General features: G+C 67.8%; 15 protein-coding genes. 11 read left to right on the plus strand and 4 right to left on the minus strand.

The genetic code is table 11. The features are described 5' to 3' along the window. From BDI24065_RS31820 to BDI24065_RS31830, 3 genes are all read right to left on the minus strand, one after another. The coding region (locus BDI24065_RS31820; protein ID WP_175034552.1) for a PhaM family polyhydroxyalkanoate granule multifunctional regulatory protein at nucleotides 1-632 on the minus strand (632 nt) is incomplete at its 3' end. An 88-nt stretch (nucleotides 633-720) separates the two neighbouring features. Beyond that, the gene (locus BDI24065_RS31825) at nucleotides 721-1,548 is read right to left on the minus strand and encodes an enoyl-CoA hydratase/isomerase family protein (protein ID WP_069248977.1); all 828 of its coding nucleotides are present in this window, start codon (nucleotides 1,546-1,548) and stop codon (nucleotides 721-723) included. Nucleotides 1,549-1,685: 137 nt separating this feature from the next. Further along, nucleotides 1,686-2,678, minus strand: coding sequence for a fumarylacetoacetate hydrolase family protein (locus BDI24065_RS31830; protein ID WP_122946375.1), 993 nt, complete (start codon nucleotides 2,676-2,678; stop codon nucleotides 1,686-1,688). A gap of 141 nt (nucleotides 2,679-2,819) precedes the next feature. Between BDI24065_RS31830 and BDI24065_RS31835 the strand changes: the two genes are divergently transcribed. The 5 genes from BDI24065_RS31835 to metH all read left to right on the plus strand — a co-directional run bounded on the left by BDI24065_RS31835 (nucleotide 2,820) and on the right by metH (nucleotide 9,664). After that, nucleotides 2,820-3,686, plus strand: a complete 867-nt coding sequence (locus tag BDI24065_RS31835; RefSeq protein ID WP_164462630.1) for an IclR family transcriptional regulator — start codon at nucleotides 2,820-2,822, stop codon at nucleotides 3,684-3,686. 138 nt (nucleotides 3,687-3,824) lie between these two features. Continuing rightward, nucleotides 3,825-5,123: a DUF3108 domain-containing protein gene (locus BDI24065_RS31840; RefSeq protein ID WP_175034553.1), complete on the plus strand. Its 1,299-nt coding sequence runs from the start codon at nucleotides 3,825-3,827 to the stop codon at nucleotides 5,121-5,123. 254 nt (nucleotides 5,124-5,377) lie between these two features. After that, the gene (locus BDI24065_RS31845) at nucleotides 5,378-5,635 is read left to right on the plus strand and encodes a BTH_I0359 family protein (protein ID WP_006477667.1); all 258 of its coding nucleotides are present in this window, start codon (nucleotides 5,378-5,380) and stop codon (nucleotides 5,633-5,635) included. Between the two features lie 202 nt (nucleotides 5,636-5,837). Then, nucleotides 5,838-6,905, plus strand: coding sequence for a homocysteine S-methyltransferase family protein (locus tag BDI24065_RS31850; RefSeq protein ID WP_089446708.1), 1,068 nt, complete (start codon nucleotides 5,838-5,840; stop codon nucleotides 6,903-6,905). A 41-nt stretch (nucleotides 6,906-6,946) separates the two neighbouring features. Further along, complete coding sequence (metH, locus tag BDI24065_RS31855; protein ID WP_175034554.1) at nucleotides 6,947-9,664, plus strand: methionine synthase; 2,718 nt, start codon at nucleotides 6,947-6,949, stop codon at nucleotides 9,662-9,664. A gap of 115 nt (nucleotides 9,665-9,779) precedes the next feature. Here metH and BDI24065_RS31860 read toward each other — a convergent pair whose 3' ends face one another. After that, nucleotides 9,780-10,103, minus strand: a complete 324-nt coding sequence (locus tag BDI24065_RS31860) for a DUF1840 domain-containing protein (protein ID WP_011353361.1) — start codon at nucleotides 10,101-10,103, stop codon at nucleotides 9,780-9,782. A gap of 200 nt (nucleotides 10,104-10,303) precedes the next feature. Between BDI24065_RS31860 and argS the strand changes: the two genes are divergently transcribed. The 6 genes from argS (at nucleotide 10,304) to BDI24065_RS31890 (ending at nucleotide 18,465) form a co-directional block, all read left to right on the plus strand. Next, nucleotides 10,304-12,085 carry an arginine--tRNA ligase gene (gene argS / locus BDI24065_RS31865; protein WP_175034555.1) on the plus strand — a complete coding sequence of 594 codons (1,782 nt, stop codon included), beginning with the start codon at nucleotides 10,304-10,306 and terminating at the stop codon, nucleotides 12,083-12,085. Between the two features lie 105 nt (nucleotides 12,086-12,190). After that, entirely contained in the window at nucleotides 12,191-13,102 is a 912-nt protein-coding gene (locus BDI24065_RS31870) for an SPOR domain-containing protein (RefSeq protein WP_175034556.1), read from the plus strand. A gap of 69 nt (nucleotides 13,103-13,171) precedes the next feature. Beyond that, on the plus strand, nucleotides 13,172-13,810 hold the full coding sequence (locus tag BDI24065_RS31875; protein WP_011353364.1) for a thiol:disulfide interchange protein DsbA/DsbL: 639 nt from the start codon (nucleotides 13,172-13,174) through the stop codon (nucleotides 13,808-13,810). Nucleotides 13,811-13,829: 19 nt separating this feature from the next. Then, on the plus strand, nucleotides 13,830-14,603 hold the full coding sequence (locus BDI24065_RS31880; RefSeq protein ID WP_175034557.1) for an SDR family oxidoreductase: 774 nt from the start codon (nucleotides 13,830-13,832) through the stop codon (nucleotides 14,601-14,603). 420 nt (nucleotides 14,604-15,023) lie between these two features. Further along, on the plus strand, nucleotides 15,024-16,619 hold the full coding sequence (locus BDI24065_RS31885; RefSeq protein WP_175034558.1) for an ABC transporter substrate-binding protein: 1,596 nt from the start codon (nucleotides 15,024-15,026) through the stop codon (nucleotides 16,617-16,619). A gap of 199 nt (nucleotides 16,620-16,818) precedes the next feature. After that, on the plus strand, nucleotides 16,819-18,465 hold the full coding sequence (locus BDI24065_RS31890) for an ABC-F family ATP-binding cassette domain-containing protein (protein WP_175034559.1): 1,647 nt from the start codon (nucleotides 16,819-16,821) through the stop codon (nucleotides 18,463-18,465). The last annotated feature ends 12 nt before the right edge of the window (nucleotides 18,466-18,477 follow it).

The raw sequence follows: 18,477 nt of genomic DNA on the forward strand, positions 1-18,477 counted from the left end.
GCGGCCCGCGTCGGCGGCGCAGCCTGCTCCGGCTGGGCAGCCGCGTCCGGCGGCGCATCGCCCGGCGCGGCGGGCTGCATGCCCGGCTGCGCCATCGCGAGGCTCGCGAGCTGGTTGAACTGCGACTGCAGCAGGTTCCACCAGCCGGAGGGATCGAAGGCCTGCTGCGCGGCGTCGCCCGCCGTTGCATCCGCGGCAGACGCCGAAGCGTCGGCATCCGGCGCCGGCGACGCGTGTTTCGCCGCATGCGCGGCCGCGACGGCCGCTTCCTCGGCCGCGGACATCGAGCTCTGCGCGAACGCGCCGAACGCTCGCAGCGTCGCGAGCGTCGCGCGCTGCACCTCGAGCGCCTGGATCGCGGACTGCAGCATCCCGAGATTGAGCTTCAGCCATTGCTCGACCGCGCGCAGATCGGTGATCCGCTTGTCGAGTTCCTCGACGCTCGTGAGCGGCGCCATCATGTCGGACATGCTCGACAGCGAAGGCGGCAGCCCTTGCGTGGCGCCCGGAAACGACGTCATCCCGCCGAACGGCGACATCCGCATCATGTCCCACATGCGGTCCATCATGTCGGCGGGCTTGAAGCCGGCAAAGCCGGCGAAAGGGTTGGAGCCGGAGGCATCGGTCGTCATACGGGCGTCCTGGTTGACTGGGTGAGAGCGAGGCGGCCGCCATGGGTCGCGCGAGCCGCGCCTGGATCGATCATAGCGCCGACGCGTGTCAGAACGGCGCGTCGCCGGGGAACTCGGGCGGGCGCCGCTCACGCAGCGAACGGATGCCTTCCTGCACGTCGGGCCCGGAGAACCCCATGAATTCGAGCGCCAGCGACGTATCGAAGGTCGGCCCGGCGGTGCGCAGCCAGTTGTTCAATGCGTACTTGGTCCAGCGGATCGCGGACTGCGAACCGTGCGCGAGCCGCTCGGCCACTTCGTAGGCCTTCGGCAGCAGGTCGGCCGGCTCGACCGCGAGCGATACCAGCCCGATCCGCTCGGCCTCCTCGCCGCTCACGGGCTCGCACAGCATCAGGTAGTACTTCGCCTTGGCCATCCCGCACAGCAGCGGCCACACGATCGCTGCGTGGTCGCCGGCCGCGACGCCGAGCCGCGTGTGGCCGTCGATGATGCGCGCATCCTTCGCGGCGATCGAGATGTCGGCGAGCAGCCCGGCGACGAGCCCCGCGCCGACGGCCGGGCCATGCATCGCCGACACGATCGGCTTGCTGCAGTTGATCACGTTGTAGACGAGGTCGCGCGCCTCGCGCCACACGCGGGCGCGCACGTCGAAGTCGTTCGCCATGTCCTCGACGAGCGCGAGGTCGCCGCCCGCCGAGAAGCCCTTGCCTTCGCCGCGGATCACCGCGACGCGCGTGTCGGGATCGCGGTCGACGTCGCGCCAGATGTCGGCGAGCTCGCGATGCATGCGTGCGTTCGCGGTCGCGAGGCCGCTGCGGTTCGCGCCCTCGCCGCTCATCACGATGTCGAGCACGCCATGATCGCGGCGCGTCACCTTCAGTGCTTCGTAACCGCCGTACGCGGCGAGATTGGCCATGCGCTGCTCCTTGCTCGAGGTTCTCGAACCCCTGAATCGAGTGTAGCCAAGCCCGCGCGGGCAAACATCAGGCGAAACCCGGCGCGCGGGCCGAAGCCGGGTTTCGCGGACGCGGAGCGCTGCGTGCTCCGCGCGACTTACGCCGCGCCGTCGGGCGGGGCGACCGACTGCTCGATCGCGCCGAAGATCGACTTGCCGGCCGCGTCGAACATCTCGATGCGCACGGTATCGCCATAGCGCATGAATTCGGTCTGCGGCGCGCCGTGCTCGATCGTCTCGAGGCAGCGCTTCTCGGCGATGCAGCAGTAGCCGCGCTTCGCGTCCTTGTTCGACACCGTGCCCGAGCCGACGATCGAGCCGGCGCGCAGGTTGCGTGTCTTCGCCGCGTGCGCAACCAGCTGGCCGAAGTGGAACACCATGTCGGTGCCCGCGTCGGGCTGGCCGACCTTCTTGCCGTTCCAGTGGACGATCATCGGCCGGTGCACACGGCCTTCGCGCCATTCGTCGCCGAGCTCGTCGGGCGTCACGGCGACCGGCGCGAACGCGGTGGCCGGCTTGCTCTGGAAGAAGCCGAAGCCCTTCGCGAGCTCGGCCGGAATCAGGTTGCGCAGCGACACGTCGTTCACGAGCGTGACGAGCCGCACGGCCTTCAGCGCTTCGTCGGGCGACGCGCTCATCCGCACGTCGCCGGTGATCACCGCAACCTCCGCCTCGAAGTCGATGCCCCACTCCTCGGACGGGCACACGACGTCGTCGCGGGCCCCAAGAAAATCGTCGCTGCCGCCCTGGTACATCAGCGGGTCGGTCCAGAATTCGGGCGGCATCTCCGCGCCGCGCGCACGGCGCACGAGCTCGACGTGGTTCACGTAGGCGGAGCCGTCGGCCCACTGGAACGCGCGCGGCAGCGGCGCCATGCAGTTGGCCGGATCGAACGCGAACGAATTGCGCGCGCGGCCATGGTTCAGCGCGTCGTACAGGTCGCGCAGCTGCGGCGCGTAGAACGCCCAGTCGTCGAGGACACGCTGCAGCGTCGGCGCGATCGCGTCGGCGATCGCCGCGGTGTGCAGGTCGCGCGACACGACGATCAGCTGGCCGTCGCGCGTGCCGTCCTTCAGCGAAGCAAGTTTCATAGGGGGACTCTGCCGTTGTAGTGACGATGGAGGGAATCTATTTTACGATGGTGAATCCCTGCGGCGCGCCGCGATTGTGCGCGCCGTTTTCGCCCCGATTTTCAACCCGCTTCCTGCCGCCTTTTCGCGCACCTGCCGCCCATGCCCGCCAGCCCGCTTCCCGACGACGATCTCGCCGACTCCGACACCGACGACGCCGCTTCCGGCGAGCACGGCGAGAAGGTCCGTTCCGGCATCCAGTCGATCGAGGTCGGCTTCCGCCTGCTCGACGTGCTGACGAGCGAGCCGCGCGCGATGATGCTGCGCGACCTCGCGCAGCGCGCGGGCATGAGTCCTGCGAAGGCGCACCGCTACTTGGTCAGTTTCTCGCGGCTCGGCGTGGTGTCGCAGGATCCCGTCTCCGGCCGCTACGAACTCGGCGGCTTTGCACTGCAGATGGGGCTTGCGCGGCTCGCGCGCGTCGACGGCGTGAAGCTCGCGCGGATCGCGCTGACCGAATTCCGCGACCGCCTCGACCAGACGGTCGGCATCGCCGTATGGGGCAACCAGGGGCCGACGATCGTGCACTGGATGGAATCGAGCCACCCGGCGAAGGCGTCGCTGAAGCTCGGCGACGTGATGCCGCTGCTCGGCTCCGCGACGGGGCTGCTGTTCGCCGCGTACCTGCCGCGCAGCAAGACCGCCGCGATGCTCGAGCGCGAACTTGCCGATACGCGCCGCTCGCCGCACCACGGCGGCCCGCGCACGCTCGACGAGGTCGACACGGTGCTCGCCGACGTGCGCCAGCACGAGGCCGCGCGCGTCGAGGGGATGCTGCTGCCGACGATCCACGCGTTCTGCATGCCCGTGTTCGATGCGGTCGGCGAACTCGCGCTCGCGATCGTCGCGCTCGGCCAGGAAGGCTCGTTCGACATAGCATGGGGCGGCGAGATCGACACGGCGCTGCGCGCCTGCGCGCAGAAACTGTCTTACGAACTCGGCTATAGTCCCGACGCGCGCGACGCCTGACGCATCCGGTACCTGCCCCCCGGCACTTGCCCGGCACTTGCCCGTCACGCAGCGCGAACGCGCGGCGCATTCGACAGTCCGATTCCTGTGGCGCGCGCTGCGCGCCCGACGTCACGCGAACGCCCCGATCCTGTTCCGATGCCCATGCAGCCTGCCGACACCCGCCCGAGTCACGCCTTGCCCCGCCACTGGCTGCGCGTGGGCATTGCGCTCGTCGTCGTATTGGTGCTGCACGCGCTCGCCGCGTTCTGGCTGATGCGCAACCGCGACGCGTTCACGCCGCCCGCGCCCGCCGAAGTCCCCGTGCAGATCGAGCTGCTGAAACCGCAACCGATCGAGCGCCAGCCCGCGCCGCCTGCGCCGAAGCCGGTCGAGCGGCCGGCCGCACCCGCCCCGGCTGCCCCGAAGGCCGCCGCACCGAAACCCGCGCCGTCGCCGGAGCCGGTCCTCACGTCGACGCAAACGGCCGAACACGGCGAGCCGCCGGCCGCCGCATCCGCGGCGAGTGGCGTACCGGGCGCATCGGACGCACATGCCGCGTCGGCCGCCGGCGCCGCCAGCGCCGCGACGCCGGGCCCCGCGACGAACGGCGTGAAGTTCACCGCGCCGCCGTCCGGCGACCTGCAGTACGACACGTTCTACAACGGCATGCAGAACATGATCGGCACGATCCGCTGGCGCACCGACGGGCGCACCTACGACCTGTCGGTGTCGATGCCCGTGCCGTTCGTCGGCCCGTTCACCTATCGCAGCGAAGGCCGCATCGACGCGTTCGGCGTCGCGCCCGACCGTTACGTCGAGAAGCGCGGCAAGCGGCCGGAAGACATCGCGATCTTCAACCGCGAGATCCGGCAGGTCGTGTTCACGCGCACACCGAACAACGCGCCGCTGCCCGACGGCGTGCAGGATCGCTTCAGCATGCTGATGCAGCTGTCGGGGCTCGTGCGCGGCAATCCGTCTGCGTACAAGCCGGGTGTCACGCAACAGTTCTTCGTGATCGACAACAACAGCGGCGAGACCTGGCCGATCACCGTGATCGGCGACGAGCAGGTGCAAACGCAGGCCGGCATCATCGGCGCGCGGCACTTCATGCGCCTGCCGCGACGCGACGGCGACACGCGCCGGATCGACATGTGGCTTGCACCGTCGCTCGGCTGGCTGCCCGCGCGCCTCGTGCAGACCGAACCGAACGGCGCGCAGATCGAGCTGTTGTGGCATGGCCGGCTCGCGGTGCCTGGCGCGACGTCCGACGCGGAACCGGCAGGCGGCGCAACGCATGCGCCCGCCGGTGCACCGACGCCCGACGCATCGGCCGCTCCCGCCACGGAACCGGCACAACCCGCACCAGCGGACACCGTGCAACCGCCGGCACAACCCGCTGCAGTACCGGCTGCACCGCCCGTGCCTGCGCCTGTCACATCGCCTGTCACACAGTGAACTCGCGCGCGAACGCGCGCGATTCGGCAATTTCGACCGACTACAGATTTCCGTGAAATGGCCGATGACACTCTTTAACAACTATTTCAGTCCACCGGCAGACAATAGGAAACGTTTCATAGACATCGGCTTCTAACCGATACACCCCACGCAAACGGGAACGGGGTGTGCAGCGCAAGCCCCTTGAAACCGGCAAGGCTTGCCCCACCTAGGGGACAACAAGGCCAGATGCCACTGCGAAGAGGAGTGCCGCCATGCAAATGATCTACAACAGCCCCAACTACTGCGTCGTCGAATTCGCGCCGCAGGCCGGCCACCACCTGATGAATGCCGGCGGATATGAAATCGTCGACAAGAACGCGCAGCGCGAAATCTTCATCGACGGCGAACTTGCCGAACGATTCCGCGCGCACGTGAAGCAGTTGATCGAGGATGAACCGTCGCTCGACGAAGTCGACGAATTCCTCGGACAATTCGACAGCCTGATGATGATGCCCGTCGTGCTGCACTGACGACCCGCGGCCCGGCGCCTCGTGCGGCCGGGCCATTTGCCGCGCATCGACGCGGCGCCGCGAGCACTCCGATCATGCCCCCGCCCGGTTCGCCAGGCGGGGGCTTTCATTTGGCGGGCCGGCCGGCGCGGCGCGAGGCCGGGCGGCGCCCATGCGCACCGGCTACAATGACGGCTTTCCCGTCTTAGCCGGTCTTTCGCCCATGTCTGCGACTCCTCTCGCCGCTTCCGTCCCGCTCGACGCGCCCTACACGCGCGGCGCCGCTCTGCCTGCGCTGCTGAAATCGCGCATCCTGATCCTCGACGGCGCGATGGGCACGATGATCCAGCGTTACAAGCTCGACGAAGCCGCGTATCGCGGCGAGCGCTTCAAGGATTTCCCGCGCGACATCAAGGGCAACAACGAGCTGCTGTCGATCACGCAGCCGCAGATCATCCGCGAGATCCACGACCAGTACTTCGCGGCCGGCGCGGACATCGTCGAGACCAACACGTTCGGCGCGACGACCGTCGCGCAGTCCGACTACGAGATGGAAGATCTCGTCGTCGAGATGAACATCGAATCGGCGAAGCTCGCACGCGAAGCGGCCGAAAAATACGCGACGCCGGACAAACCGCGCTTCGTCGCGGGCGCGATCGGACCGACGCCGAAGACGGCCAGCATCTCGCCGGACGTCAACGATCCGGGCGCACGCAACGTCACGTTCGACGAGCTGCGCGCGTCGTACTACCAGCAGGCGAAGGCGCTGCTCGACGGCGGCGTCGACCTGTTCCTCGTCGAGACGATCTTCGACACGCTGAACGCGAAGGCCGCGCTGTTCGCGCTCGACGAGCTGTTCGAGGACACCGGCGAGCGCCTGCCGATCATGATCTCGGGCACCGTCACCGATGCGTCGGGCCGGATCCTGTCGGGCCAGACCGTCGAGGCATTCTGGAATTCGCTGCGTCACGCGAAGCCGCTCACGTTCGGCCTGAACTGCGCGCTCGGCGCGGCGCTGATGCGCCCGTACATCGCCGAGCTCGCGAAGCTGTGCGACACCTACGTGTCGTGCTACCCGAACGCGGGCCTGCCGAACCCGATGGCCGAGACGGGCTTCGACGAGACGCCGGACGTCACGTCGGGCCTCCTGAAGGAATTCGCGCAAGCCGGGCTCGTGAACCTCGCGGGCGGCTGCTGCGGCACGACGCCCGAACACATCGCCGAGATCGCGAAGGCGCTCGCCGACGTGAAGCCGCGCCGCTGGCCGAACCAGTACAGCGACAACGCCTGACCCGACCGCCCACGCCCTTCATCACCAGAATCCGCACCGCCATGACCGATCACATGATGCGCCTCGCCGGCCTCGAGCCGTTCAACGTCACGCCCGGGACGCTCTTCATCAACGTCGGTGAGCGCACCAACGTCACCGGCTCGAAGGCGTTCGCACGCATGATCCTCAACGGCCAGTTCGACGAGGCGCTCGCCGTCGCGCGCCAGCAGGTCGAGAACGGCGCGCAGGTGATCGACATCAACATGGACGAGGCGATGCTCGATTCGAAGGCGGCGATGGTGCGCTTCCTGAACCTGATCGCATCGGAGCCGGACATCGCGCGCGTGCCGATCATGATCGACTCGTCGAAGTGGGAAGTGATCGAGGCGGGCCTGAAGTGCGTGCAGGGCAAGGCGATCGTGAACTCGATCTCGCTGAAGGAAGGCGAGGACGCGTTCCGCCACCACGCGCACCTGATCCGCCGCTACGGCGCGGCGGCCGTCGTGATGGCGTTCGACGAAACCGGCCAGGCCGACACCTACGAGCGCAAGATCGAGATCTGCACGCGCTCGTACAACTTCCTCGTGAACGAAGTCGGCTTCCCGCCGGAAGACATCATCTTCGACCCGAACATCTTCGCGGTCGCGACCGGCATCGAGGAACACAACAACTACGCGGTCGACTTCATCGAGGCGACCCGCTGGATCAAGCAGAACCTGCCGCACGCGAAAATCAGCGGCGGCGTGTCGAACGTGTCGTTCTCGTTCCGCGGCAACGACCCGGTGCGCGAGGCGATCCACACCGTGTTCCTGTACCACGCGATCCAGGCGGGGATGGACATGGGCATCGTCAACGCGGGCCAGCTCGGCGTGTACGCCGACCTCGACCCGGAGCTGCGCGAGCGCGTCGAGGACGTGATCCTGAACCGCCGCGACGATTCGACCGACCGCCTGCTCGAGATCGCCGACAAGTTCAAGGCAGGGGGCGCGAAAAAGGAAGAGAACCTCGAGTGGCGCAACCAGCCGGTCGAGAAGCGGCTCTCGCATGCGCTGGTGCACGGCATCACGACCTTCATCGTCGAGGATACCGAGGAAGTGCGCGCGAAGATCGACGCGGCCGGCGGCCGCCCGATCAACGTGATCGAAGGGCCGCTGATGGACGGGATGAACATCGTCGGCGACCTGTTCGGCCAGGGCAAGATGTTCCTCCCGCAGGTCGTGAAGTCGGCGCGCGTGATGAAGCAGGCCGTCGCGCACCTGATCCCGTTCATCGAGGAAGAAAAGCGCCTGCTCGCGGAAGCGGGCGGCGACGTGCGTGCGAAGGGCAAGATCGTCATCGCGACCGTGAAGGGCGACGTGCACGACATCGGCAAGAACATCGTGTCGGTCGTGCTCCAGTGCAACAACTTCGAAGTCGTCAACATGGGCGTGATGGTGCCGTGCAACGAGATCCTCGCGAAGGCGAAGGTCGAGGGTGCGGACATCATCGGGCTGTCGGGCCTCATCACGCCGAGCCTCGAGGAAATGGCCTACGTTGCATCCGAGATGCAGCGCGATGATTACTTCCGCGTGAAGAAGATCCCGCTCCTGATCGGCGGCGCAACGACGTCGCGCGTGCACACGGCCGTGAAGATCGCACCGCACTACGAAGGCCCGGTGGTCTACGTGCCGGACGCGTCGCGCTCGGTGTCGGTCGCGTCGAGCCTGCTGTCCGACGAAGGCGCGACGAAGTACCTCGACGAGCTGAAGTCCGACTACGAACGGATCCGCGACCAGCACGCGAACCGCAAGGCGCAGCCGATGGTCACGCTCGCCGAAGCGCGCGCGAACAAGACCAAGGTCGACTGGGCCGGCTACCAGCCGGTGAAGCCGAAGTTCATCGGCCGCCGCGTGTTCAAGAACTACGACCTGAACGAGCTCGCGCAGTACATCGACTGGGGCCCGTTCTTCCAGACCTGGGATCTCGCGGGCCCGTACCCGGCGATCCTGAACGACGAGATCGTCGGCGAATCGGCGCGGCGCGTGTTCTCCGACGCGAAATCGATGCTCGCGCGCCTGATCCAGGGCCGCTGGCTGACCGCGAGCGGCGTGATCTCGCTGCTGCCGGCAAACACCGTCAACGACGACGACATCGAGATCTACAGCGACGAGTCGCGCTCGGAAGTGCTGCTCACGTGGCGCAACCTGCGCCAGCAGAGCGTGCGTCCGGTGGTCGACGGCGTGATGCGGCCGAACCGCTCGCTCGCCGACTTCATCGCACCGAAGGAATCGGGCGTGGCCGACTACATCGGGATGTTCGCGGTGACGGCCGGCCTCGGCGTCGACGTGAAGGAAAAGCAGTTCGAAGCCGACCACGACGACTACAGCGCGATCATGCTGAAGGCGCTCGCCGACCGCTTCGCGGAAGCCTTCGCGGAAGCGATGCACGCGCGCGTGCGGCGCGAGCTGTGGGGCTATGCGAGCGGCGAAACGCTCGACAACGATGCGCTGATCGCGGAGAAGTACGCGGGTGTGCGCCCGGCACCGGGCTACCCGGCCTGCCCCGACCACCTCGTGAAACGCGACATGTTCGACGTGCTGCGCGCGGACGAGATCGGCATGAGCGTGACCGACTCGCTGGCGATGCTGCCGGCCGCGAGCGTATCGGGCTTCTATCTCGCGCATCCGGACAGCACGTATTTCTCGGTCGGGAAAATCGGCCAGGATCAGCTCGAGGACTATGCGCAGCGCATGGCGCTGTCGCTCGACGACGCGCGCCGCGCGCTCGCGCCGCAGCTCTGATCGGCGCTTCGACAGGCGCGCCGCCGCCCGTTATCATCAGACAAAAGAAAAAGCCCGCTCGGAAGCGGGCTTTTTTCTACCTTTCGATCCTTTCGGACCGGCCGGGCAAGAAGGCTCAGAAGCCCCAGTGCACGTCGGCTTCACCGGCTTTCGCTTCGCGCAGCATCGTAAGGAACGGTGCGACGCGCTGTGCCAGGCTCGGCGGCACTTCGTGGTGCGCGTGGTCGGCTTCGTCCTCGTGGAAATGGCCGGCGTGCTCGGCGCGCTCCTGCTTCGCCTGCGCAACTGCACCTTCCAGCTTGGCGATCGCGTGGTCCAGCTCATCGTGCGTGATCACACCGCGCTCGCCCAGCTGCTTGCCGACGAGACCCAGCACATACACGGCGAAATCCTTCAGCACGTCGAGATCCTGTGCCGCCTTGCTCTTGAACGTAATCATGACAATTCCCTTTTCATCTTGTTGTGCCTGCGCGGCGCGGTTGGGGAACGCCGGCAGACCGGCGTCCGGCCTCGCGGACGCGGGCCGCCTGAGCGGCATATTAGCACCTGTTAAAATTCTGCGATCCCTGAAACGCGCGCTTAAAAAGCGCGCCGGCGGGCCGTCGTTTCCGGCCGCCACCAACGAAGCCTTCTACCAGCATGCTGCCAGCACACAAACAGACCCTCGAAGCCCTGCTCGCGGATAGCGTCAAGCAGGTCGCACACGCGCTGAAAGGCGCCGACGCCACGTCCGTCGCCCCCGTCATCACGCTGGAGCGCCCGAAAGTCGCCGCGCACGGCGACGTCGCGTGCAACGTCGCGATGCAGCTCGCGAAGCCGCTCGGCACGAACCCGCGCCAGCTCGCCGAGCAGATCGTCGCCGCCCTCACCGCCCAGTCGGGCGCGCAAGGCCTCGTCGAAGCCGCCGAGATCGCCGGCCCCGGCTTCATCAACCTGCGCCTGTCGGCCGCCGCGAAGCAGGCGGTGATCGCCGCCGTGTTCGACCAGGGCCGCGCGTTCGGCACGTCGGATCGCGAGAAAGGCAAGCAGGTGCTGCTCGAATTCGTGTCGGCGAACCCGACCGGCCCGCTGCACGTCGGCCACGGCCGCCAGGCCGCGCTCGGCGACGTGCTCGCGAACGTGATCGCGAGCCAGGGCTACGCGGTGCACCGCGAGTTCTACTACAACGACGCGGGCGTGCAGATCGGCAACCTCGCGATCTCGACGCAGGCGCGCGCGCGCGGCCTGAAGCCGGGTGACGCGGGCTGGCCGGAAGCCGCGTACAACGGCGAATACATCGCCGACATCGCACGCGACTTCCTGAACGGCGAAACGGTCGCCGCGTCGGACGGCGAGCCGGTCAAGGGCACGGGCGACGTCGAGGATCTCGACGCGATCCGCAAGTTCGCGGTCACGTACCTGCGTCGCGAGCAGGACATGGACCTGCAGGCATTCGGCGTGAAGTTCGACCAGTACTACCTCGAGTCGTCGCTGTACAGCGAAGGCCGTGTCGAGAAGACGGTCGACGCGCTGATCAAGGCCGGCATGACCTACGAGCAGGACGGCGCGCTGTGGCTGCGCACGACCGACGAAGGCGACGACAAGGATCGCGTGATGCGCAAGTCGGACGGCACGTACACGTACTTCGTGCCGGACGTCGCGTACCACGTGACGAAGTGGGAGCGCGGCTTCACGAAGGTGATCAACATCCAGGGTTCGGACCACCACGGCACGATCGCGCGCGTGCGCGCGGGCCTGCAGGGCCTGCACATCGGGATCCCGAAGGGCTACCCCGACTACGTGCTGCACAAGATGGTCACCGTGATGCGCGACGGCCAGGAAGTGAAGATCTCGAAGCGCGCGGGCAGCTACGTGACGGTGCGCGACCTGATCGAATGGTCGGGCGGCGCGGCGGCGGGCCAGGAAGCGGCACCCGACCTGATCGACGAAGCGACCATCACGCGCGGCCGCGACGCGGTGCGGTTCTTCCTGATCTCGCGCAAGGCCGATACCGAGTTCGTATTCGATATCGACCTCGCGCTGAAACAGAACGACGAAAACCCGGTCTATTACGTCCAGTACGCGCATGCGCGGATCTGCTCGGTGCTCAACGAGCTGAAATCGCGCTACAACGTCGACGTCGCGCAGCTGCCGGGCGCCGACCTGTCGCAGCTGACGAGCGCGCAAGCGGCGTCGCTGATGCAAAAGCTGGCCGAGTACCCGGACATGCTGACGCACGCGGCCAACGAACTGGCACCGCACGCGGTGGCGTTCTACCTGCGCGACCTCGCTGGCGAATTCCACTCGTTCTACAATGCGGAGCGCGTGCTGGTCGACGACGAAGCGCCGCGCAATGCGCGCGCCGCGCTCCTCGCCGCGACCCGGCAGGTGCTCGAGAATGGTCTGGCGGTGCTCGGCGTGTCCGCACCCGCCAAGATGTAACGCAGCAAGCGGCCCGATCCGGGCGCGAATGGCTGCGGCAGGCGCGCCCGCCGTCGGGTGCCCGCCGCAGCCTTTTCACGATTCTTTTTGCAGGTGACTCAAGCAATGGCACAACCACGCCGAACTTCGAAGCAATCGAAACAAGCCGGAGGAACATTTCTTGGAATCGTGCTGGGCCTGATCGTCGGCCTCGCGATCGCCGTGGTGGTGGCGCTCTACATCACGCGTTCCCCGTCGCCGTTCGTGTCGAAGGTCGCGCCGCCGCCGGCCGACAACGGCGCGAGCCAGCCGCAGCAGTTCGACCCGAACCGCGCGCTGCAGGGCAAGACGCCGGGCCAGCCGGTGCCGCAGGCCGCGCAGCCCGCGCCGCCGAACACCGCGCCCGGCCAGGCCGCGAACCAGACCCAGGGCGGCCTGCTGCCCGAACCGCAGATCGTCGAAGTGCCGCCGCAGGCCAACGGGACGAGCGGCTCGAACAACACCGGCAGCTCGAGCAACTCGACCGCGTCGAACAATACGTCGTCGGGTAACGGCGTCGCCGTCGCGCCGAAGCCGGCCGACACCACGCCGCCGCCGCCGAAGAAGACGCAGCAAGCGCAGCAGCAGCAACAGCAGCAAGGCGGCGAGGACGACCTCGCACGCTTCGCCGCGCAGAAGCAGGCCCAGCAAGCCGCCGCGCAAAAGCAGCAACAGCAGCAACTGGCCGCGAACACGCCGAAGCCGACCTCGTCGGCCACGGCCGCCGCGGCAGCGAAGCCGCCGACCGCGAACGACGCGAATACCGGCTACTTCCTGCAGGTGGGCGCGTACAAGACGGAAGGCGACGCCGAGCAGCAGCGCGCGCGCCTCGGCTTCCAGGGCTTCGAGTCGAAGGTGTCGAAGCGCGATGTCAGCGGCGTGACGTATTTCCGCGTGCGTGTCGGCCCGTTCTCGAAGTTCGAGGATATGAACTCGGCCCGCCAGCGCCTGTCCGATGCAGGTGTCGACACGGCGGTGATCCGTTTCACGAAGCAGTAAGCAACCGGCCGAGCCCACTCAGAACCCGTTACGTTCCGTAACCCGAGCAACTGATTCGACGTTCACAACATGAAAAAACTGCTTAGCACGCTCCTTCTGTCCCTGGGCCTGGCCGCCGGCCTCGCGCAGGCTTCGCCCGCCGCACCGGTCGCCGGCAAGGACTTCGAGGTGATGAAGTCGCCGCAGCCGGTGTCCGCGCCGGCCGGCAAGGTCGAGGTGATCGAGTTCTTCTGGTACGGCTGCCCGCACTGCTACGAATTCGAGCCGACGATCGAAGCGTGGGTGAAGAAGCAAGGCAACAACATCGACTTCAAGCGCGTCCCGGTCGCATTCCGTGACGATTTCGTCCCGCACTCGAAGCTGTTCTACGCGGTGTCCGCGCTCGGTATCTCCGAGAAGGTCACGCCGGCGATCTTCAACGCGATCCACAAGCAGAAGAACTACCTGCTGACGCCGCAGGCGCAGGCCGACTTCCTGGCCACGCAGGGCGTCGACAAGAAGCAGTTCATGGACGCGTACAACTCGTTCAGCGTGCAGGGCGAAGTGAACCAGTCGGCCAAGCTGCTGAAGGACTACGCGATCGACGGCGTGCCGACGGTCGTCGTCCAGGGCAAGTACAAGACGGGCCCCGCTTACGCGAACAGCATCCCGGGCACCGCCCAGGTGCTCGACTTCCTCGTGAAGCAGGTTCAGGACAAGAAGCTCTGATCCCCGTCCGCGCGCCGGCATGACTACTCCGCTGAAGGTCTTCATCACCGGCGCATCGAGCGGCCTCGGCCTCGCGATGGCCGAGGAATACGCCCGCCAGGGCGCCACGCTCGCACTCGTCGCGCGCCGCACCGATGCCCTCGATGCGTTCGCGCGGCGTTTCCCGAAGCTGTCCATCTCCGTCTACTCCGCCGACGTGCGCGACGCCGACGCGCTCGCAACAGCGGCCGCGTCGTTCATCGCGGCGCACGGCTGCCCCGACGTCGTGATCGCGAACGCAGGCATCAGCCAGGGCGCCGTCACGGGCCAGGGCGATCTCGCGACGTTCCGCGACGTGATGGACATCAACTACTACGGGATGGTCGCGACGTTCGAGCCGTTCGTCGGCCCGATGACGGCCACGCGCCACGGCACGCTGGTCGGTGTCGCGAGCGTCGCCGGCGTGCGCGGCCTGCCGGGCTCCGGTGCGTACAGCGCGTCGAAATCGGCCGCGATCAAGTACCTCGAATCGTTGCGTGTCGAGCTGCGGCCGGCTGGTGTGGGCGTCGTGACGATCGCGCCCGGCTACATCCGCACGCCGATGACCGCACACAACCCGTACCGGATGCCGTTCCTGATGGACGCCGACCGCTTCGCGGCGCGTGCGGCCCAGGCAATCGCGCGGCAGCACGCGTTCCGCGTGATTCCGTGGCAGATGGGCGTCGTCGCGAAGGTGCTGCACGTGCTGCCGCGCTGGCTGTACGACCGCCTGTTCGAGAAGGCGCCGCGCAAGCCGAAAGCGGGCGCACACTGACGCTCCGGCGAGCGCCGGCCCGCGTGAAGCATCGCGGGCCGCCTCTCCGCCTCTCCGCCTCTCCGCCTCTCCGCCTCTCCGCCTCTCCGCCTCTCCGCCTCTCCGCCTCTCCGCCTCTCCGAACCGACGCCTGGCCGCTTCGACGCATCGATTCGCGACACCCCCGACGCGCCGCTGCCCTGCTTCTCCAGTGCGAGCACTCCTCCGCCCGACACCGCCTCCACCCCGCTCGCCGCCCCAACACCTGTTCCGTCGCGAACGCAGCCGTTTTTCGGTCAATTCACCGCGTTCAGGCGCCTTTTTTCACGCGTCGCGCGCTTTGACGGTATGCTATTCGCCAGCCGCGCCGGCCCTGCCCGCTTCCGGGCCGCGCCCGCATCCCGTCACCCAGCAAAAAACACAAGCCACGTGGGAGATCCTATGCAGGTCAAGCTGTTCGCCGCGGCCACGCTCGCCGCCGCCCTCGCCGCCCCCGGCCTCGCCGCCGCCAAGCCGCTCACCGTGTGCACGGAATCGAGCCCGGACGGCTTCGACGTCGTGCAGTACAACTCGCTCGTCACGACCAACGCATCGGCCGACGTGATCTTCAACACGCTCGTGTCGTACGACGAAGCCGCGAAGAAAGTCGTGCCCGCGCTCGCCGACAAATGGGACGCGAGCGCCGACGGCCTCACGTACACGTTCCACCTGCGCCCGAACGTCGCGTTCCAGACCACCGACTATTTCAAGCCGACCCGCACGCTCGACGCGGACGACGTCGTGTTCACGTTCTCGCGGATGCTCGACGATGCGAACCCGTGGCACAAGGTGGCCGGCGCGAGCGGCTTCCCGCACGCGCAGTCGATGGGCCTCGTGAAGCTCGTGAAGTCGGTCACGAAGGTCGACGACAACACCGTGAAGTTCGTGCTGAACGAGCCGAACGCGACGTTCGTGCCGATCCTGACGATGGGCTTCGCGTCGATCTACTCGGCCGAATACGCGGACCAGCTGCTGAAGGCCGGCAAGCAGGCCGACCTGAACGCGAAGCCGGTCGGCACCGGCCCGTTCGTGCTGAAGAGCTACACGAAGGACGCGCTGATCCGCTACGACGTGAACCCGACCTACTGGGGCACGAAGCCGAAGGTCGACCGGCTGATCTACGCGATCACGCCCGACCCGTCGGTGCGCCTGCAGAAGGTGAAGGCCGGCGAATGCCAGATCGCGCTGTCGCCGAAGCCGCAGGACGTGCTCGCCGCGAAGGGCGAAAGCGCGCTGAAGGTCGTGCAGGCGCCCGCGTTCATGACCGCGTTCGTTGCGCTGAACACGCAGAAGAAGCCGCTCGACAGCGACAAGGTGCGCGAAGCGCTAAACCTCGCATTCGACCGCGCGACCTACCTGAAGGTCGTGTTCGACAACACCGCGACGGCCGCGAACAACCCGTATCCGCCGAACACGTGGAGCTACGCGAAGGACGTCGCGCCGTATGCGTACGATCCGGCGAAGGCGAAGCAGTTGCTCGCGCAGGCCGGCTTCCCGAACGGCTTCTCGACGACCATCTGGACGCGCCCGACCGGCAGCGTGCTGAACCCGAACCCGAAGGTCGGCGCGGAGCTGCTGCAGGCCGACCTCGCGAAGATCGGCGTGAAGGCCGAGGTCAAGGTGATCGAATGGGGCGAGCTGATCAAGCAGGCGAAGCTCGGCCAGCATGACATGCTGTTCATGGGCTGGGCCGGCGACAACGGCGATCCGGACAACTACCTGTCGCCGCTGTTCAGCTGCAACGCGGTGAAATCGGGCATCAACTTCGCGCGCTTCTGCGACGCGCAGCTCGACAAGCTGATCGCCGACGGCAAGTCGACCGCAGACCAGGCCAAGCGCGCGAAGCTGTACGAAGCCGCGCAGAAGATCATCCACGACCAGGCGCTGTGGATTCCGCTCGGCTATCCGACCGCGGCCGCGCTCACGCGCACGAACGTGAGCGGCTATCACGTGAGCCCGTTCGGACGGCAGAACTTCACGGCCGTCGCCGTGCAGTAACGCCTCCCTCGCGCGTGGCGCGCAAGCGACGGTGCGTCGGGCCGTCGCTTGCGGCCCGCGCGCCGCGCTTGCTACACTGCGCGCTCATTCCTCATACCGGACGCCAGCCAAAGTGAACAACTAAGCCTTCCCAAAATGTTTTCGCCGCCGTGCCACGCATGCCGCGCGCGAAGGTCTTCACGCATTTTTGGAGGTGCTTATGGCTGCTGCCACGCCTACCGGCGCGCTCGTCGCGCTTCATCACGTTTCCTTCCGCTTCGACGACGGCTTCACGCTGTTCGATTCGCTCGACCTCTCCATCGACCGCACGCCGACCGGCATCGTCGGCCGCAACGGCATCGGCAAGAGCCAGCTCGCGCAACTGATCGCGGGACGCTGCGCACCGAGTTCGGGGACGATCGACCGGCACACGCACGTCGTCTACGTCGCGCAGCAGCATGACAATGACGACGCAGCGGCCGGCCCGCGAACCGTCGCGCAGATTGCCGCGCTCGATGCACCGCTCGGCGCGCTCGCGCGTCTCGCCGACGGCCGCGCGGAACCGCACGACTTCGACCTGATCGGTGATCGCTGGGATCTCGCGGAGCGGCTGCGCACCGCGCTCGACGCAGCCGGCCTGCACGACGTGCAGCCCGACACGCCCGCGCAGGCACTGAGCGGCGGGCAACTCGCGCGCGTCGCGCTGATCGGCGCGCTGCTGTCCGGCGCCGGCCTGCTCGTGCTCGACGAACCGACCAACCATCTCGACACGCCGGGCCGCGCGTGGCTGCGCGCGGCGCTCGACGGCTGGCGCGGCGGCCTCGTCATCGTGAGCCACGACCGTGCGCTGCTCGCCGGCGTGCAACGGATCGTCGAGCTGACGCCACAAGGCGTGCGCTCGTACGGCGGCAACTACGCGCTCTACCGAGCGCAGCGCGACGCGGAACAGGATGCCGCGCAGTCTGCGCTCGACAACGCGCGTGCGGAACGCGGACGTGTCAGGCGCAGGCTCGAACAGGAACACGACACGATCCAGCGCCACGCGGCTGCGTCGCTGCGCGACGCGAAGACGGCCAACCTGTCATCGATGGCAAAACAGAGCCGCAAGGGCGCGGCGCGCAGCATCATGGGCACGGTGCGGCGCCACCAGAATGAATTCAAGGCGACACTCGACGAACGCGTGCAGGACGCAGCCGCGCGCGTCGAAGCCGACGCACCCGTGCTGGTGTCGCTGCCGGGCACCGAGGTCAGCGCGCGCCGCCAGTTGTTCACGCTCGAACGCGCGCAACTGCCGTGGCGCATCGCCGGCGCTGCCGACGCGATCACGTGGTCGGCGAGCGGCCCCGTGCGCATCGCGCTGACCGGCCCGAACGGCTGCGGCAAATCGACATTGCTGCGCATGCTCGCGGGCGAGCTTTCGCCGCGTTCAGGCGCATGCACGACGCACGTGAGCGCCGCGTATCTCGACCAGCGGCTCGCGCTGCTCGATCCCGACCGTTCGATCGTCGAGCAACTGGGGCTGCTCGATACGCCGCTCGCCGAAGGCGACCTGCGCAGCCGTCTCGCGCTGCTGCAGCTCGACGCGGCGCGCGCGACGCAGCCGGCGCGGCAGCTGAGCGGCGGCGAACGGCTGAAGGCCGCGCTCGCGTGCGCGTTGTGGCGCGGCACGCCCGCGCAGCTGCTGCTGCTCGACGAGCCGACCAATCACCTCGATCTCGAATCGGTGCGGGCGATCGAAGCCGCACTGGCCGGCTTTCCCGGTGCGATCGTGGTCGCGTCGCACGACACCGCGTTTCTCGCGGCGCTCGACCCGACGCACGCGATGCAATGGCATCGCGACGGGTGGCGCTACGAACCCGTCGCATGAGGCGCACGAAGC

This window comes from Burkholderia lata (assembly GCF_902499025.1).
GTDB lineage: Bacteria > Pseudomonadota > Gammaproteobacteria > Burkholderiales > Burkholderiaceae > Burkholderia > Burkholderia lata_C.

Coding starts and splice junctions, on each gene's coding strand:
- BDI24065_RS31850 (WP_089446708.1), top strand. CDS start 5,838: ATGTCTGCGACTCCTCTCGCCGCTTCCGTCCCGCTCGACGCGCCCTAC.
- BDI24065_RS31870 (WP_175034556.1), top strand. CDS start 12,191: ATGGCACAACCACGCCGAACTTCGAAGCAATCGAAACAAGCCGGAGGA.
- BDI24065_RS31885 (WP_175034558.1), top strand. CDS start 15,024: ATGCAGGTCAAGCTGTTCGCCGCGGCCACGCTCGCCGCCGCCCTCGCC.
- argS (WP_175034555.1), top strand. CDS start 10,304: ATGCTGCCAGCACACAAACAGACCCTCGAAGCCCTGCTCGCGGATAGC.
- BDI24065_RS31880 (WP_175034557.1), top strand. CDS start 13,830: ATGACTACTCCGCTGAAGGTCTTCATCACCGGCGCATCGAGCGGCCTC.
- metH (WP_175034554.1), top strand. CDS start 6,947: ATGACCGATCACATGATGCGCCTCGCCGGCCTCGAGCCGTTCAACGTC.
- BDI24065_RS31860 (WP_011353361.1), bottom strand. CDS start 10,103: ATGATTACGTTCAAGAGCAAGGCGGCACAGGATCTCGACGTGCTGAAG.
- BDI24065_RS31890 (WP_175034559.1), top strand. CDS start 16,819: ATGGCTGCTGCCACGCCTACCGGCGCGCTCGTCGCGCTTCATCACGTT.
- BDI24065_RS31825 (WP_069248977.1), bottom strand. CDS start 1,548: ATGGCCAATCTCGCCGCGTACGGCGGTTACGAAGCACTGAAGGTGACG.
- BDI24065_RS31830 (WP_122946375.1), bottom strand. CDS start 2,678: ATGAAACTTGCTTCGCTGAAGGACGGCACGCGCGACGGCCAGCTGATC.
- BDI24065_RS31875 (WP_011353364.1), top strand. CDS start 13,172: ATGAAAAAACTGCTTAGCACGCTCCTTCTGTCCCTGGGCCTGGCCGCC.
- BDI24065_RS31840 (WP_175034553.1), top strand. CDS start 3,825: ATGCCCATGCAGCCTGCCGACACCCGCCCGAGTCACGCCTTGCCCCGC.
- BDI24065_RS31835 (WP_164462630.1), top strand. CDS start 2,820: ATGCCCGCCAGCCCGCTTCCCGACGACGATCTCGCCGACTCCGACACC.
- BDI24065_RS31845 (WP_006477667.1), top strand. CDS start 5,378: ATGCAAATGATCTACAACAGCCCCAACTACTGCGTCGTCGAATTCGCG.